Origin of the sequence: Streptomyces sp. NBC_00885 (genome assembly GCF_045207475.1) — a bacterium.
Taxonomy (GTDB): domain Bacteria; phylum Actinomycetota; class Actinomycetes; order Streptomycetales; family Streptomycetaceae; genus Streptomyces.
Map to the genome: position 1 here is coordinate 4,860,934 of NZ_CP108796.1, position 15,801 is coordinate 4,876,734.

10 protein-coding genes and 3 pseudogenes are annotated in these 15,801 nt (G+C 69.6%); 9 read left to right on the plus strand and 4 right to left on the minus strand.

The features are described 5' to 3' along the window. Positions 1-55 precede the first annotated feature (55 nt). The 3 genes from OHA61_RS22160 to OHA61_RS22170 all read right to left on the minus strand — a co-directional run bounded on the left by OHA61_RS22160 (position 56) and on the right by OHA61_RS22170 (position 5,262). Positions 56-2,908, minus strand: coding sequence for a LuxR C-terminal-related transcriptional regulator (locus tag OHA61_RS22160; RefSeq protein WP_406304491.1), 2,853 nt, complete (start codon positions 2,906-2,908; stop codon positions 56-58). Positions 2,909-2,971: 63 nt separating this feature from the next. Then, positions 2,972-3,148 (minus strand): hypothetical protein, encoded by a 177-nt coding sequence (locus tag OHA61_RS22165; protein ID WP_406307420.1) that lies wholly within the window; start codon positions 3,146-3,148, stop codon positions 2,972-2,974. A 236-nt stretch (positions 3,149-3,384) separates the two neighbouring features. Next, entirely contained in the window at positions 3,385-5,262 is a 1,878-nt protein-coding gene (locus OHA61_RS22170; RefSeq protein ID WP_406304492.1) for a S8 family peptidase, read from the minus strand. 705 nt (positions 5,263-5,967) lie between these two features. Here OHA61_RS22170 and OHA61_RS22175 point away from each other — a divergent pair. The 9 genes and pseudogenes from OHA61_RS22175 (at position 5,968) to OHA61_RS22215 (ending at position 14,568) form a co-directional block, all read left to right on the plus strand. After that, on the plus strand, positions 5,968-6,795 hold the full coding sequence (locus tag OHA61_RS22175; protein ID WP_406304493.1) for an SGNH/GDSL hydrolase family protein: 828 nt from the start codon (positions 5,968-5,970) through the stop codon (positions 6,793-6,795). Positions 6,796-6,843: 48 nt separating this feature from the next. Beyond that, complete coding sequence (locus OHA61_RS22180; protein WP_406304494.1) at positions 6,844-7,920, plus strand: acyltransferase family protein; 1,077 nt, start codon at positions 6,844-6,846, stop codon at positions 7,918-7,920. 154 nt (positions 7,921-8,074) lie between these two features. Continuing rightward, positions 8,075-8,428 carry a hypothetical protein gene (locus tag OHA61_RS22185; RefSeq protein WP_406304495.1) on the plus strand — a complete coding sequence of 118 codons (354 nt, stop codon included), beginning with the start codon at positions 8,075-8,077 and terminating at the stop codon, positions 8,426-8,428. 223 nt (positions 8,429-8,651) lie between these two features. Continuing rightward, a pseudogene (locus OHA61_RS22190) lies at positions 8,652-8,981 on the plus strand (transposase); the annotation flags it as partial. A gap of 1,400 nt (positions 8,982-10,381) precedes the next feature. Next, positions 10,382-11,212, plus strand: coding sequence for a hypothetical protein (locus OHA61_RS22195; RefSeq protein ID WP_406304496.1), 831 nt, complete (start codon positions 10,382-10,384; stop codon positions 11,210-11,212). A gap of 116 nt (positions 11,213-11,328) precedes the next feature. Beyond that, a pseudogene (locus tag OHA61_RS22200) lies at positions 11,329-11,626 on the plus strand (SbcC/MukB-like Walker B domain-containing protein); the annotation flags it as partial. 177 nt (positions 11,627-11,803) lie between these two features. After that, positions 11,804-12,502, plus strand: coding sequence for a response regulator transcription factor (locus OHA61_RS22205; RefSeq protein ID WP_406304497.1), 699 nt, complete (start codon positions 11,804-11,806; stop codon positions 12,500-12,502). Further along, a pseudogene (locus tag OHA61_RS22210) lies at positions 12,499-13,951 on the plus strand (sensor histidine kinase). Before OHA61_RS22205 ends, OHA61_RS22210 begins: the two are co-directional and overlap by 4 nt. Continuing rightward, positions 13,948-14,568, plus strand: coding sequence for a hypothetical protein (locus OHA61_RS22215; RefSeq protein ID WP_406304498.1), 621 nt, complete (start codon positions 13,948-13,950; stop codon positions 14,566-14,568). The pseudogene OHA61_RS22210 and the gene OHA61_RS22215 overlap by 4 nt, the downstream one beginning before the upstream one ends. 163 nt (positions 14,569-14,731) lie before the next feature. Here the strand turns inward: OHA61_RS22215 and OHA61_RS22220 are convergent, their stop codons facing one another. Continuing rightward, positions 14,732-15,796 carry a GNAT family N-acetyltransferase gene (locus OHA61_RS22220; RefSeq protein ID WP_406304499.1) on the minus strand — a complete coding sequence of 355 codons (1,065 nt, stop codon included), beginning with the start codon at positions 15,794-15,796 and terminating at the stop codon, positions 14,732-14,734. Positions 15,797-15,801: the final 5 nt, after the last annotated feature.

Here is a 15,801-nt window from a genome sequence, read left to right on the forward strand (position 1 = left end):
GGTCTGCCGCCGGGCCAGGGCCTTTCATGTTCGGGGTTGCTTGCGGCGCCGGGGGCTACGGATGCCCCGGTGCCGGCTTGCCGCCGCGGTCCGTCGCGGCCAGGTCTCGTCGGGAGGCCGCGCGTAACTTCCTGAGGGAACGCGCGACATGCTGCTCCACCGTGCGCGGGGACAGGTGCAGGGTGGCCGCGATCTCGCGGTTACTCAGGCCGGCACCCGCGAGCTCTGCGACTTCCTGCTCACGCGGCGACAGCCGCTCACCGTATCGGGGGCGGCCCGGTGGGCGCCGCTCGGCGCCGGGGTGGGCTCGCAGTACAGCCCGTACTCGGGCCACGTCCCATGTCGCACCGAGGACTTCCAACTCCTCAGTAGAAGTCGCCAGTTTGGAGATGCCCGCAGTGGTCTCCAGGCTGCCTGCCAGGGCACATCGTCCGACGGCTTCCGCTGCAAGAGCCGCCTCGTAGGGCCGGGGAAGCGCTTGATAGCAAGCCCGGGCGCGCCGGAAGTACTCGGCTGCCTCTGGGAACGCGCCGTCCGCCTCGGCCAACAGTGCCCGGCACGACATCAGTGCTGCCGCGGCGGCGGGTGCCTGTCTGCCCACGGTGCCTGCCGCGAATTCGTCCACCATCTCCCGCGCCCTGTCCACCTCTCCGGCGCGGACGGTTGCATCCACAGCCCAGGGGGCCAGCTCGGTCGCCCATACCCACACGGCCTTGGCTTGCAGCCGTGCCCATGCCTCGGCCGCCTCCCGGGCCGCGGTCTGCTGTTCGTTGCGGGCCAGGGCGAGCCTGATGCGGCCGCCCGCCGCCGCGGCTGCCAGCGGTACGGGGCTGTCGTCCCCGGCCAGGTCGGGAGCGGACAGCCAGGTGCCCACCTGGTTCCATTCACCCCTCGCCACGGCAAGCAGGCCGAGCACCAGCCCGGCGTGGCCCGCTATGAGCGGCATCTCGCCGAGCTCCGTGACGAGCGCGCGGGCCTGGGCGGTCAGGCCTGCCCAGTGGCCGGTCATCATGTCCAGAATCAGCGACTTACCCCGTGCCCCCTGTTCCACGTACAGGTGCCCGCTGCGGGCGGCCAGCTTCGGGCCCTCGGCCAGGAGTTCGCGCGCTGTCGCGTACTCGCCCAGCCAGATCGCCGCATCGGCGGCGTTGGTCACACCACGGGCCGAGTGTCCGAGAATGCGCACATCATCGCTCTCCCGGGGAAGTTGTTCCAAGAGCCGCCACCCGTCCGGATCACCCACGCTGAGCAGCACGGTCACCCGGTTCGCCGCGACTGCTGCCTGGACCGTGGTATCCCCGCTCCCGCCTGCTGTCGCTTCGGCGCGCTCCAGCCAGATGAGATTGTCCGCCAGCGCGCCACGGGGCCAATACGGCAACGCAAGGGCCGCCATGGCGCGCGCCGCCAGCGCCGGACGGGTACTCAGCTCTTCGATCGCTCTTATGAGTTCGAGACCCCCTTCGCTGCCCCGACCGACCTGATTACCGATCAGCAGCCCGAGGTCGAGCCGGATCTCACCACGCGCGGCGCCGGGCAGCGCAGGGTCATCGACCAGCCGGCGCAGGACCTCGACCGTCTGATCGGAGCGCAGCCCGTTGTAGGCGATGCGTGCGAGCATCAAGGCCAGCCAAACCCTGTTCGACTCCCGGACTTCAGGATGTGCCAGCGTGTCCTCGAGCAGCGAGATCGCCAGCTGGTGGTCCCCGGCCTCGACGGCTTCACGCGCGGCGTTCTCCACGCTGTCCAGCCAGTCCGGGATCAGACCGGATGCGAACTGCTGGCGGGCCAGCCCCGCCCACGGCACCGAGCGCCGGGCCGCCAGTGCCTCGGCCGCTCGACCGTGCAGCTCCCGCCGTACCGGGCCGGGCAGCAACTGATACACGACCGCGGCCTCCATGGGAGTGCCAAATCCGTATTGACCGACCCCGATCTCGTGGAGCACCGCTTCGGACAGAGCGGCCGTCAGCGCCGCACGGCCGCTCTCCGCCGGCAGAGCCGCAACCGAGGTCAACTCGTCCTCCGTCGCGGCCTCATCGAGCACGGCTGCCGCCCACGCCAAGCGCCTCGTCACCTCGTCCTGCGCCGCCACGCGGCCGACCACCAGCTCGGCGAGCCGTAGCGGAACCGCGGCCTCGTCCACGTCTTTGGCCGTCAGCCGGTCCCGGCCGATCGAGTCGGCTCTCCCACCCGGAAGCGGACCGACAAACTTCAGCTCTGCCACCAGATCGGCCACCACCTGCGCGATTCCCCCGGAGCGCGTGTGAAGCCGCGCGACGAACTGGGGCGGGCAGCGGTCCTCGCCCAGCGCCTCCACCGCCATCGCGCGGACCTCCTCCTCGTCAAGCGGACCCAGCCGCAGTCGGACGAGGCTCATCTCGGCGGGGTAACCCACCGGAGCTCCCAGCACCAGCCCGGGACTCGCCAGTTCCTCAGGGCGATAGGTCAGCACCGCGCGTAGTCCCGCCGGAGGCTGAGCCAGCAGGGTACGCAGCGCGTGTGCGTCCTGCTCGTTCGCGCGGTGCACGTCCTCGGCCACCAGCACGACCGGAGCACCGGTGTCGAGCGAAGTCACCAGTTCCCCGAGAGATGAGGTCTTGAGCGGAGTCGGCCCCGGCGGCACCAGGGCTCCGGGCCGGGTACCTGCGGGACGACGTACGGGCCCGGTCTTCGACACTGCTGATGGGGTCCTGTCTGGGCGTGTGGACTCCTGGAGGACAACGGCGCCCGAAGCCGTGAACGTCACCTTCAGGCGAGGCACTGCGCCGAGCTCGGGAAGCGCGAGGAGCCACTTCACGAACCAGGTCTTGCCCGTCCCCGCCGCTCCGTCGACGAGCACCAGCGCCGTCACATCCGGCGCGGCTGATGCCAGTGGCTCGCGTACCGCCGTCTCCCACTCGCGCTCACGCATCGCAATCTCTCCCCTGTGCTCTGCTTGCCAGGACACTGCCCCGACCCGTCTGGTCAAACGCCGTTAATCGGCATGGCCATCGTTGACGGACGCAACGGCCGGCCGGGCTCCGTCTGTCACCGACCGCCCGCTTGTCACGCTCGACCGCCCGGTGGCGGGCACCTGCGGGGACCATCCGAGCCGGTGCTGCAGGTACACCCCGCGCGGGGTGTACCTGCAGCCGCATGAACGGTGGATCAGCTCCGCGACCCGGACGAGAGTCCACTGCGCCGGCCGGCGCTGTCACCCCAGCCTTTCAACCTCAGCTGCAGGCCCGTGCGGGGCCCCGGCAATGCGGAAACAGGAACCCCGGATCCTGCCGAAGGCGCACGTCAGACGGTAGGCGTTGAAGCCGTGTTGTTCTTGTTCTGCCAGCCGACCGGCCCAGCAGGTCGGCTGCGCCTCCCGACTGTTCCAGCAGCACGCACCGAGCCGAATCAGGAAAGCTGGATGGTCGCCCGGTCGCCATCGATGCTGATGAGGTCCACGACGAGGTCGTCGATCGTGGAGCGGCCCGGGCTGGTCTGGCTGCCGCTGGACTGCTGCGTGCCGTTGCCGGACGATGCCGTGAAGGTCAGCGTGTTGTCGGCGACGCTGTCGACCGTGAACTCGTCGACGCCTGCCGTGCCGTCGAGCTTGATCGTGTCTCCGCCTGTCACCTCGACCTCGCAGGTGTTGTCGAAGCACGCGCTGAGGTCCGTGCCGTCCGCCGCCTGTCCGTTGCCGGCCGACGGCGAGGGCGAAGGGGGAGGCGAGTAAGGCGCAGAGGGCGGCGACGAGGACGAGTCGGCCGGGGGTGCGGCGCCGTTCGAGACGCTCGCGACGGTCTTCGCGGCGTCGGCGAGCCCAGCGCCGCAACCGCCCTCGCACGTGCCGGGCAGGGGCCGTGCGTTGGCCAGGATGGCCGACTCGATCTGCGCGGGCGTCAGCGCGGGGTTGGTGGCCTTCATCAGGGCGGCGAGGCCTGCGATGTGCGGGGCGGCCTGACTGGTGCCCACCTCGAACTTGAAGTTTTCGGCACCGGGCTCGGTGGTGCCGGAGTTGAACGTGGAGAGGATGCCGTTGGCGGGGTCCTGCCTCATGTCACCGCCTGGGGCCGCGATGTCGACGACATCGCCGAAGTTGGAGTACTCGGCCTTGTTTCCGTCGCGGTCGGTGGCAGCGACGGTGATGACGTTGTTGCAGCTGGCCCAGTCGAAGTTGCCCGCATCCTGAGGCGCAGGCAGCGTGCCGCGATTCCCCGCTGCCACGACGATCGTCGTGCCGCGCTCGACGGCTCCGTCGACGGCGCTCTGCATGGCCTCGTCACATGGGCCCACGAGGCCCAGGCTCATGTTGATGACCTGGGCAGGCGTCTTGTTGTCGGGTACGCCGTTGACGGGTCCGCCAGAGGCCCAGGTGATGGCGTCGATGATGTCGGAGTTCGGGGTGGAGCAGCGGCCCAGTACTCGAACAGGCTGGACCTTCACGCCGGGGGCGACGCCTGCGACACCCTTGCCGTTGGCGGGGGCGGCCACGATGCCCGCGACATGGGTGCCGTGCCAACTGGACGGCGTTGTCGACTGGCCTCCGCAGTCACCCGGCTTGGTGGCGTCACCCGGGTCGGTGGGGTCGCCGTCGCGGCCGTCGCCGTCGTTCGCCGAGAAGGTGTCGGTGATGAAGTCGAATCCGGCGACGGTGTTGGCGGCCAGGTCGGAGTGCTCGGTGATGCCGGTGTCCAGGACGGCGACCGTCACCCCTTGGCCGGTGGACGATTTCCACGCGTCGGGAACGTCCATGCCCGCCTTGGCCTCGGACAGGTTCCACTGCTCGGGGAAGAAGTCGCCGTCGCCCGTGCGGGTGTCGCCGCCATCGGGGACGTCGGTGTCGGCGACGTCCTGTGACTTGACGGCCTGCACCCGGCGGTCCGGGACGACGTAGGCCACGTCCGGGTCGGCCCGGAATCGGTCCATGAGAACGGCGACGTCCTTGGCCGGCTGTACTCCGCCGAGGTCCACCAGCGCCGCTCCCGTGCCCAGACGGCGGTCGTACGACAGCTTCTCGCCGGCCTGTGCGGCAATGGCCTGGGTGTCCTCGCGCACCGCCTTGTCCGAATGCGCTTGGGGTGCCTTCGGCTTGTAGCCGACGATCAGGCCGCCGGTCTGCTGAGCCGCCGACGCCGCGGACTTCGGTGAAGCGAGGGCGGCGCCGGCCCGGGACTCGGAGGATTCCTCCCCGGCCATGGCGGTGGCCACGGCGCCGATGCCGAGGAGCGTGCTGCCCAGTGCAGCGGCGACGAGTATGCGTGCCCGCCTGGGTTTTCGGTGTGGGTTCACTGCGTGCCTCTCGCGTGGACCGGATTCGGGCAGGCCGAACACCGGGTCGTGTGAAGGAGATGTCCGCCTGAGCCGGCTGCCGGCTGCCCCGTGCGGTCGGGCCTCCGCCGTTACCGACGGACAGGGGGATGACCGCGACCGCACCGGGTGGGTGTGTCCCGCCCTGCGTCGACAGGGTCCGTGAACACACGCGCCGCGCCCTGCCTCCCGTGGCGCACACTGCCCGCTGGATCCTGCAGGCACCGTGCGGCCCCCGGGGACAGCGAGTCCGGCGGTGCTTCGAACTTAGGCCCGGCGTACGGGAGTTAACTATGCGCAGCGGCAAATCACGGGTACGTACTTAACTGCGCGGACTACGAGGCGGCGAGCTCTCCGGGGCAGGTCGCGTGCGCCCTGGCCGGCCGTCGACTCGTCGCCCGACCAGGATCTTTCGTGTTCTGCGTTGCACGCGGCACCGGGTGCTACGGATACCGGCGCACCCCGCCCCACACTGCGTTCGGCACCATCGTGTGCGCCGGCAGGTGGCCAACCACTGCCCGGCCGGGCAGTGGTGTGGCCCGGGGGGCGGGGCCTGGGCGGACGTGGTGAAGTCCTGCGGCTCTGCGGATACGCAGGTCCGGCACCTCCATGAGCGTTTGTTGTCCGCTGTATGAGCAAACGATGATGGCGGGCGGAAGACAGCGTTCGTGCTGTTGTGCTGGGTGCATGAACAGCAGCCACAGGTCCCGTTTCCCGTATCGAGTCACGTCCCGTCGTCCCTCCCGCCATGTCCTGACCACGGTGGCAGCGGCCGCCGTGCTCGGTGTCGCCCTGGCCGGATGCGCAGGCCCGGACAGAGGGAAGAGCACGACGGCGAACGAGGTGAACAGGACCGGTACGAAGGTGCTGTGGGCGGGCGACTCCATCGCCGGCGCCGAAGGCCCTGCCCTGGGTGCGGCCCTGAAAGCCAGCAGCGTGGAGTTCAAGGACGCTTCGTCCGACGGCGGGGGTACGGTCGTCGCCGGCGGCGAGGAGATCACCAAGACGATCGCTGCCGACACGTGGAAGCAACTGTCCAAGAACGTCGAGTCGTTCCAACCCACCGTGGTCGCCTACCAGATCACCACGTACGACTGGGGAACCCAGGACCAGCAGCGCGCCGCCTACGAGAAGCTCGTCACGACAGCCAAGGCCGCCGGGGCCAAGACGGTGTTCGTTCCGGCCCCGCCCATCAAGATCGATGACTTCTACAAGAAGTACGCGTCGCAGATGCGTACCGCTCCCCAGGTCGCCATGGAAGTAGCCAAGAACAGTGGCGGCGCGGCGGTGTTCCTCGACGCCTCGCAGCTGTGGGGCATCGATGCCTCGGCAAAGAAGGCTCAGCGGGCTTCCGACGGGATCCACAACTGCCAGCAGGGGGCGGCCGCTTTCGCAGCCTGGTTCGCCACAGAGCTCGGGAAGAAGGAGGGCTTCACGCCCGCAGCCGTGGACACCTGGGCCAAGGGATCTTGGACCAGTGATGACCGGTACGCCACACTCAAGTGCGACAGCTGAGGGAGCGGCACATCTCTCTTCCACGCCGGACTTCTGCGCGGGGGCTTCTTGGGCGTTGATCTGTTCTTCGTGCTCTCCGGGTTCCTGATCAGCGGACTGCTGCTCGGTGGGGCGGCGGGGCGCGGCCAGGTCGCCCTGGCCGCCTTCTGGAGTCGCCGTGCCCGTCGTCTGCTGCCCGCCCTGGTGTGCGTGGTGGTCGTGACCGTGGCGGCGACGTGGGCCTGGGGGACCTCGGCCCAGCTGCGGTTCGCGCTCGAGGACGTGCCGTGGGTCGGGGCCCAGGCCGTCAACTGGCACTACATTACCGAGCAGATCGGATACTGGAATGCCTCCGACAGTCGGGTCTTCGCCCATCTGTGGAGCATCGGCGTGGAGTGGCAGTTCTATCTGGCCTGGCCGCTGGTGGTGGCGGTGGCAGCCCGGGGCCGCTACGGCGAGCGGATCGTGGCCCTGCTCGCCGGTGCGGGCGCCCTGCTCTCCCTGGCTCTGGCCGTCTCGCTCGGCGCTGCGGTGGACACCACTCGCGCCTACGAGGGCACCGACACCCGCGCGGCCGCACTGCTGTTCGGGGCGCTTGTGGCCACCGCGCCGGTACGCAATCTCGCGCGCCCGGTGCCACGCCGCACAGCCGGCCTGGTGTGCCTGGTCCTGGCGTGCGCACTCGTGGTGTCGTGGGCGATGACCGAGGGCGAGAAAGCGCCGCTGCTCTTCCAGGGCGGGCTGTTCCTGCACTCCCTGGCTGCGGCAGCTCTGATCGTCCTCATGGCCGAGGTGCCGGGCACCAGCGCGTCCCGGGTCGCGGGCAGCCGCCTGCCGCGCCGCCTGGGTGAGGTCTCTTACAGCCTGTACCTGTGGCACTGGCCAGTGTATCTGCTCCTGCTGCCCCGGCTTTCCGGGTTCGGGGAATGGGGCGGCGCCGCCGTCGCGATCGGCGTGTCGCTGGTGGCCGCTGAAGCGACGAAGCGGCTGGTCGAGGATCCAGTGAGGTTCCGCTCGGGTTGGGCGCGCGGCCGGCGCGGCCTGGTAGCGATGGCGGCACTGGCTCTGATCGGGGTCGCGTTGTGGGTGGCAGTTCCTGCACCCGTGCCGGGCGCGGGCACCGTAGACATCAGCCAGTTGAGGTGAGCCACGCGAAAGCCAGCGGCACAGTGAGCGACTGCCTGATACTGCCTTAGCTTGTTCTTTATGGTCTGACCTGGTCACAACAGTAGGCTGCCGGACGCCGAGATGGCGGAGGTCTGCAGGAGACCCGCACCGGCCGGAATGAGTCGAGGAGCCGATGCAGCAACGGCGGGCAGTCTCCCCCGAGAAGCGGTACGAGCAGCTGGTCGCGCAGTTCGCGGAGCTGGACGGGGTGACCATCCCTGGCGACGAGCCGGGACGGGAGGGAAAGTTCGGCGCTGCTGCGCTCAAGGTCGGCGGGAAGATTTTCGCGATGCTCGCGCAGGGCCGTCTGGTGGTGAAGCTCCCGCGGGCCCGGGTCGACGAGCTGGAGGATGCCGGTGAGGGTGAGCGCTTCGACCCGGGGCACGGGCGGCTCATGCGCGAGTGGCTCAGCCTGGACCCCGGCTCGGAGCTCAGCTGGGACGGAGTGGCCCGTGAGGCCCTGGACTTCGTCAACCCTGCCCACTGACCCGCACAAGGACGGCTTCCCAGCCCATGGCGACCCGCAGGCCGCCGATCCGGCGGCAGCGCGTAGCGATCGTGGGCGTCTCAGCTTGTTCTTATGGTCTGACCTCGAACGATGCCCCGAACGTGATCCCCCGTACGTGGATTCCGGGGACGTGAACACGGCCTTCGCCTGATCCCGTGCTCCGACCAAAGAGGCACCTGACCAGCACGAAAGCCGTGGGGGAATGAGTCTGCTGCATCGCGATGCCAGGCGGGATGCGTTCGCTGTGGCGTCACACTTCCGGGACGACTTCTACCGGTGCCTGCGCGCACACGGTGACGAACTGTTCGAGCTGACGGACGCGCTGCTGTGCGCGGACGGGCCGGTGAGGACGCCGGTGGACCTGACCCTGCTGGCCGAGCACCGCCGCGGGCACGGCGCGCTGTACGCGGCCTTGAACCAGGGCTGCATGGACGTTGGCCGGCTGCGTCGGACGCTCGCCGCGCTGCCCCAGCCCCAGGCCGCCGACGGGCGGCTGGTCCTGGCCGTGGACGTGAGGAACTGGGTGCGGCCGGGCAGCCGGTCGTTTTCGGCAGGGGCATTTGCGGGCGCGTCCATCCACGCTGGTGACCATCCGTAGTCGCATTCATCGCAGTACGGTTCCGGCTCGACACGCCGCGATACAGCGGCAGGCGGGGTCCAGCGCTCCAAGTGGCGGTCCAGGTCCATCCAGTTGGGCTGGCGCGCCATGTCAGCGGCTGCCTGCAGCAAGCCTCCTCCGCATGCCGGAGGCCGCCAGTGACGCGGCTGCCCGCGCCACCCGCTCGCGTCCCAGCACCCGGACCGAAATCCTGCGCTGCTCCCGTGCCTTGGCCCAGGCATCCGCTACCCGGGACCCGTTCGGCTGAGCATCCGCGATTGGCAGCGGCGTCGCCGCTGGCCCCCGCCGAAGGCGGCGGCCCACGAGGGGCGGGAGCGCAGGCACCGTGGCCAGTCCCTCCGCTCTGTGGGGTGCAGGGGTCTCTCTCGTTCCTGTCCCTGGCCGGTGTCGCCCGGATCCCGCCATCCTGGCCCTGCCCGGCAGGGAGAAGAGTCTTGTAGGCGAAGTGTTCTTTCTTCACATGGCTCAGCTGCCCAGGGCGGGTGGCTGGCCCCCGGCCTCGGGGGTGTCGGTCAGTGGACGTGCCCCAGAACGGCTGACGACATGACCGGGAGCCACACCGGACGATGTGCGACAGGCGATGGCCGATCGCCTGGTGTCGGTGCGGGAAGCGGGACCGTCTCGGCGTGTGGCGAGGCCGACGCCCGAGGCGTCGCCGGATCGGGAGAGCAAGCCACGAGGAGTGGCCGGGCCTCGTGGCCGACCCCACGGCGCGGGGCACCCCCCGCCGTACCGCCTGCCATTCAGTACGTATCCGTGTTCCGGGGCCACGGATAGCCGGTTCCCGGTTTCACTCTCTAGGTTTCGTTGTGCCCGCAGACCCTCACCAGGCGCCTGTGCGGCGGCATGGATTTCCGGTCATCGTCGCTGCCTGTCCGGAGGGCCGAGATATGCCTCGCGAAGTGAACCGTGCCTGGAGACCCCGGTTAACCGTGCGCGCCGGCTCGGTGCAGGCACGGCCGATCCCTTGTCCTGCGGCAGCGGCCTAACCGCGCTGTGCGGCGCGGTCGGTGCAACGGGCTGCTGCTGCCAGTCGAACACGATGACGTCAACTCGCCACACGCAGAAAGGCTTCCGCGATGGGCAAACACAGCAAGAGTCTCGCTAAGGGCAGGCACCGAAAGGCTCCCGTGAAAGGCCGCCCCGGACTCCTGGCCGCCATGGCGGCGGGCACGCTCGGCAGCCTCGCGCGGCCCCCCGTCGAGCCGTCTTCACGTCCCCCACAGGAGCGACGCCATCCCATAGGGAACAGGCGAACGGGCGCCGTAGTCCTCACTGCCTTCGGGCTGGCCGCGCTGGGTGCCAGCCCGGCCATGGCGGACCATATCAACCCCTGGGACCGCTACTGGCAAAAGACCGGCCCCGGCCCCATAGAGGTGCCCGTCATCGACAGTACCTCGCCCAAGTGGAAGCCCCACCTTCAAGGGGCCGTCGAGAAGTGGAACGAGAACCCCGACATCAAGGCAAAAATCGTGCCGGGTGAGAACGACCTCGAGACCCGCCAAAAGTGCGAACGCATAAAGGGCGCAGTCCACGTCTGTGACGACGACCTCGGGGATGATGGCAATCGGGGAGGGGCGGCCTTCGAGGACGCGCCCAACGGCACCCCTATCGAGTCGGTCGAGCTCAAGCTCAACAACTTCTATCTGGACAACGAGCCCGAGGAAGTAAAACAGCATGACGTATGCCACGAGATCGGCCACTCCCTGGGACTCGGCCATCAGTATGCGGCTGGAACCTGTATGAACGACAAGGCCGCCGGCTCGGACCCTGTCCCCGAGGAGCCTTGGCAACCACAGCCCAACGAGCACGATTTTGAACAGCTGAAGGCCATGTACGGCCCTGGTAGTGACGAGCAGTCCGACGGCAGTGTCGAGCAGCCTTCGGTATCGGGCGAGTCCGGTAGTGACGAGCAGTCCGACGGCAGTGTCGAGCAGCCTTCGGTATCGGGCGAGTCCGGTAGTGACGAGCAGTCCGACGGCAGTGTCGAGCAGCCTTCGGTATCGGGCGAGTCCGGTAGTGACGAGCAGTCGTCGGTATGGGACGAGTCCGGTAGTGACGAGCAGTCCGACGGCAGTGTCGAGCAGCCTTCGGTATCGGGCGAGTCCGGTAGTGACGAGCAGTCCGACGGCAGCAACGATTAGAAGGTTGCTGAACACGTAACGACCTTGGGTGAAATTGCGGTCGGGGGTGCTGGCCTGGCGGTTCGGCTGGTGGGTGATCAGCAGATGGTGTCGCGGACGAGGGCGAGTTCGGTCCCGGCGGCGAATCCTTCTTCACCTCCCTGTCCCTGGCCCTGGGACTGGCCGACATCGTCACCGCCGAATCGGCGGGCCAAGCCCCTCGACACCCTCTTCATCGACGAAAGCTTCGGAACTCTCGACGAAGACACCCTCCACCAGGTCCTCGACGTCCTGGACTCCCTACGCGCCCACGACCGCACCGTCGGAGTGATCAGCCACGTTCCCGAACTCCGCCGCCGCATCACCCACCGGCTCCACGTCCGCAAGGTCCCCACCGGCTCCACCCTGGCCCTGACGACCGAAGCAGCCGAGTAACCCCAAATTGCGGTGCAACAATGCCAATGCACCCACAGCTCAGCATCGGAGCGGCCCACTCCATGGCCATCGCCGACCTCGAACTGCGGCCTCACCGGGCCGAAGCCGTCACCGCGGCCACCAGGACACTGCGCACTTAGTGCCGTATTACGCACTCTGCCGGAAGGGACCCTGTCCATGACCCGCGTCCTGTTGATCGAGGACGATCCGGCCGTACGCCGCGGTGTCGTCCTGGGCCTGTCCCGCAACGGCCACGAGACCGAGGCAGTCGACACCGGTGAGGACGGTCTGAAGGCGCTGGCCGCCATCAAGCCCGACCTCGTACTCCTCGATCTGATGCTGCCCGGCATGAGCGGCCTGGAGGTCTGCAGCCGTATCCGCGAGACCGGCCGCTTACCGATCGTGATCCTGTCCGCGCGCGGCGACGACACCGACGTCGTGACCGGCCTGGAGGCGGGCGCCGACGACTATGTCGTCAAACCCGCGAGCACCGCGCTCATCGAGGCCCGTATGCGCGCGGTGCTACGCCGCGTCGCTCCCGCCCAGGCAGACACCGGCGCGGATACCGGTCCCGCCACCGCGGGCGATCTGCGGATCGACCGAAGTGCGCTCATCGTCCGCAAGCGCGGCGAGGAACTCCCGCTCGCCCCGTCGGAGCTGAAGCTGCTGCTCATTCTCAGCGCCGCACCGGAGCGGACCTTCAGCCGCCAGCAGTTGCTTGAAGACATCTGGGAGCACAGCTACTACGGGGACGTGCGCCTGGTCGACGCCTGCGTGATGCGGCTGCGCGCCAAGATCGAGGAGGACCCGCGCCACCCTGTGTACGTGCAGACCGTGCGCGGCTTCGGCTACCGTTTCGGCCCGCTGCCCGCATGAAACCCGTGCTCCCCCGGGGCCTGCGCCCGCGCCTGGTCGTCGCCTTCCTCCTGGTCGCCGCGCTCAGCGCGCTCATCACCGCCGCGCTCACCTTCCGCCAGGCCCGCAGCGCGATCCTGGACCGCAGCCAGAACAGAGCCGTCCACGACCTGCGCCTCCAGGTCGGCTCACTGGCCCCCAACCTGCCGCCCGACCCCACCCCCAGGGCCCTGCGCGCCTTCACACTCCAACTGGACCGTTCGTCCGGATCCCGCGACTGGCACACGGCCGTCTCCCGCAACGGCGGCCCACTCATCGGCACCGCGGGCAAGATCAGCAGCGCCCTGCGCGCCGCGACAAAGAACGGCGACACCACCTTCTACGAGCGCGTGGAGTACCCCGGTGGTCCCCGGCTGCTCATCGGCATGCCGGTGAGCTACACCGACCGGGGCGATGGAGCGGGGAAAGCCTCGGGGCTCGTCGTTTACGCCGTTCTTTCGCTGCACGACGAACGGGCCGACATCTCCGCGCTGACCACCGCGGCGTGGGCGGGAGCCGTCCCCGCGTTTGCCCTCGCCGTCGTCCCCGCCCTGTTCGCGGCCCGCCGGGTGCTGCGTCCGGTACGACAGCTGCGTACGGCCGCCGAGAAGATCACGTCCGGGGCCCTGGACACACGCCTGGACGTCGTCGGCAACGACGAGCTCGCCACGCTGACCGGCACGTTCAACACCATGGCTGCCACGTTGGAGCGAGACGACGCCGAACTACGGCGTATGGAAGCCAACGCCCGCCGGTTCGCCGCCGACGTCTCGCACGAGCTGCGCACCCCGCTCGCCGCGATGGCAGCCGTCACCGACGCCCTCGACGAGGACGCCCGCTCCGGCTCGCTGCCCCCGGACACTGCCGAATTCGTCCTCCTCATCAGCGACGAGACCCCGCAAGCTGGCCGTCATGGTGGAGGACCTGATGGAGATCTCCCGCTTCGACGCCGGCGCGGCGGTCCTCGACCTGGACGACGTGAGCCTGCGCACCGTCATTCACAAGACGCTTCAGCTGCGCGGCTGGCGGGAACCGGACGAGGTGATCACCGCGCTTCCCGAAGACGATCCGCGCATCAGGGTCGACGCGCGCCGCATCGACGTCGTCCTCGCCAACCTGATCGGCAACGCGCTGCGGCACGGCGCCGCGCCCGTCACCGTCCGGGCGACCGCCACACCGGAAACCGTAGTGATCGAGGTCGCCGACCGCGGACCCGGCATACCGGACGACGCCCTGCCGCACGTCTTCGACCGCTTTCACAAGGCGGACGCCGCGCGGACCCGCTCCGAAGGCAGCGGTCTCGGGCTCGCCATTGCACGAGAGAACGTACACCTGCACCGCGGTAACCTCACCGCCGCCAACTCCCCCGAGGGCGGCGCGGTGTTCACGATGACCCTCCCGTACAGGCACTCGCAGGAGGACGCGTCATGAAGCGTCAACTCGGCTGCGTCGTCGTCCTCTTTGCGGCGTTGGCGGCGGGCTGCAGTGTCGGTTCCACCGGCCCGGTCCCGGCAGGCGCCCCGGCCTCTGGTCTGCAGGCGGGCTCTGTGTCCCGCGCTCGCCTCTACTTCGTCGGCCCGTACGGCATTCAGGCCGTACTCCGCGAAGTGGACGCCCCAGCGACCCCGCAACAGGCCCTCGACCTCCTCCTCAAGGGCCCTGACACGGCCGAACAGGCCCGTGGCCTGATCACCGAGTGGGCCCCGGTCCAAGGTCGCCCGACCGCGCAGGCCGCCGACGGCGCCGTGGACCTGTACCTCCCCGTGTCTGTGGCAGACATGACCGGCGGGAACCTCGCGCTCAGCCAGGTCATCTGCACGGCAGCCAACGCCGACATACCCGGCGGCAAGCATCCCCCCGACGTGGACGTACGGGTCTATGAGTCGGGGGTCTCGACGGCATGGACCGTGCGATGCAACGCGGCGGGCAATGTCATTCCCAACGCGCTCCTCCGCAAGAGCCTTGCCCCGGGCCGGCTACCGGTGCGAGGACATCCGTCCGGGCCTGATCAGCAGGGCCCGCGCCTGCGCACCCTGCTCACCGGCTGAGCCTCGCCCACGTGGCGGTCAGGCCCGGAGCCGCAAACCCGGCGTCGGCGGCCGGGTGAAGGCGTACCGGCCCAGAGAGTTGATGTGGTCGAACAACGTCTCTCGTCGTTGGGGCGAGGCGGTCCGGTCGCCGGCGCCATCCGACTGCCATCTGTCCCTGCCGTTATCGCGTCAGATCTGGCGGGAGGGTGCGGCGGGCAGTGAGCGTCTCGCTCCAGACCGGGGCGTAGGCCGCCTTGTAGGCGGCCTGGCCTGGCGCGCAGGTGGTGCGCCCGAGGTCCAGCGACACGTAGCCCGCGGTGGTGAGTTCGTCGGTGAGGCGTCGCAGCAGTGCGTGGCCGGGCGACAGGTCCTGATGTGCCGGGTCCATCGCGGGGAGCATCGAGTAGACGTGGCGGCCGCGGTGCAGACACAGCTGAGCCGCGACCGTGTCGTCATCGAGGGCGAGGGTGGCGATGAACGCGATGTCGGCGCAGCGCTCCAGCACGGCGCGCAGACGCTCGCCGGCTGAGGTGAGCGCGGGCTCGGGCCGGTCGCGCCAGCGGCGCTGATGCAGATGGGCCAGCATCGCGTAGGCATCGAGGAGTTCGGCTGCGGTCTGGGTGCGGTGGTAGGTGACGGTGTGGCCACCGGTGGCGAGGGCGTCCCAGTCGCGTTGGCGGCGCCGGTGGTCGCGGCGGGTGGAGCGGGACATCGCCGCGTACGGGACGGGCAGCTCGATGCGGGCGCAGCGGGTCACAGCGCGCTGCCACTGCGAGACGTGGCGGCCCAGCGCGCTGGTTGCGGGGACGTCGGGGAGCATGACGTCACTGTCCAGCCGGGTCAGCGCCTCGGCCAGGGTTGCGGCCACGGCGGGTTGTTCGGCGTCCGGGCCGACAATCCGCACGTACTCGGCGGTCGGCGCGGACAGTGGCGTCACCTGCATCCATCCCCCGGCCGTGTGGTCCCGTACGACGGCGAGGGCGGCGCGGGGGCCGGTGGCGTCCTGGGCGACCAGGAGCAGCAGTTCGGCTGTGGGAGGGAGGCAGTCGGCGTGTGCGGCGAGCCATCGCGGCGACTGATAGGGCGTGGCCCGCCGGTCCAGCTCGAACAGCAACGGCCAGCCGGTATCCAGGAAGGCGTGTGCTGCCTCGCCGTCCATGACCCGTACGGACACCGGAGGGATGGGGGGCGCGGCCGTGAGCTCGTCGTCTCGTGCGATGAGGGCGCCGGGGCGCGGTGGGGTCATGGCGG

Excerpts from the sequence above, each read along its gene's own strand:
- OHA61_RS22195 (WP_406304496.1), top strand. The coding sequence starts at position 10,382 with ATGGCGGACCATATCAACCCCTGGGACCGCTACTGGCAAAAGACCGGC.
- OHA61_RS22205 (WP_406304497.1), top strand. The coding sequence starts at position 11,804 with ATGACCCGCGTCCTGTTGATCGAGGACGATCCGGCCGTACGCCGCGGT.
- OHA61_RS22215 (WP_406304498.1), top strand. The coding sequence starts at position 13,948 with ATGAAGCGTCAACTCGGCTGCGTCGTCGTCCTCTTTGCGGCGTTGGCG.
- OHA61_RS22220 (WP_406304499.1), bottom strand. The coding sequence starts at position 15,796 with ATGACCCCACCGCGCCCCGGCGCCCTCATCGCACGAGACGACGAGCTC.
- OHA61_RS22160 (WP_406304491.1), bottom strand. The coding sequence starts at position 2,908 with ATGCGTGAGCGCGAGTGGGAGACGGCGGTACGCGAGCCACTGGCATCA.
- OHA61_RS22185 (WP_406304495.1), top strand. The coding sequence starts at position 8,075 with ATGCAGCAACGGCGGGCAGTCTCCCCCGAGAAGCGGTACGAGCAGCTG.
- OHA61_RS22175 (WP_406304493.1), top strand. The coding sequence starts at position 5,968 with ATGAACAGCAGCCACAGGTCCCGTTTCCCGTATCGAGTCACGTCCCGT.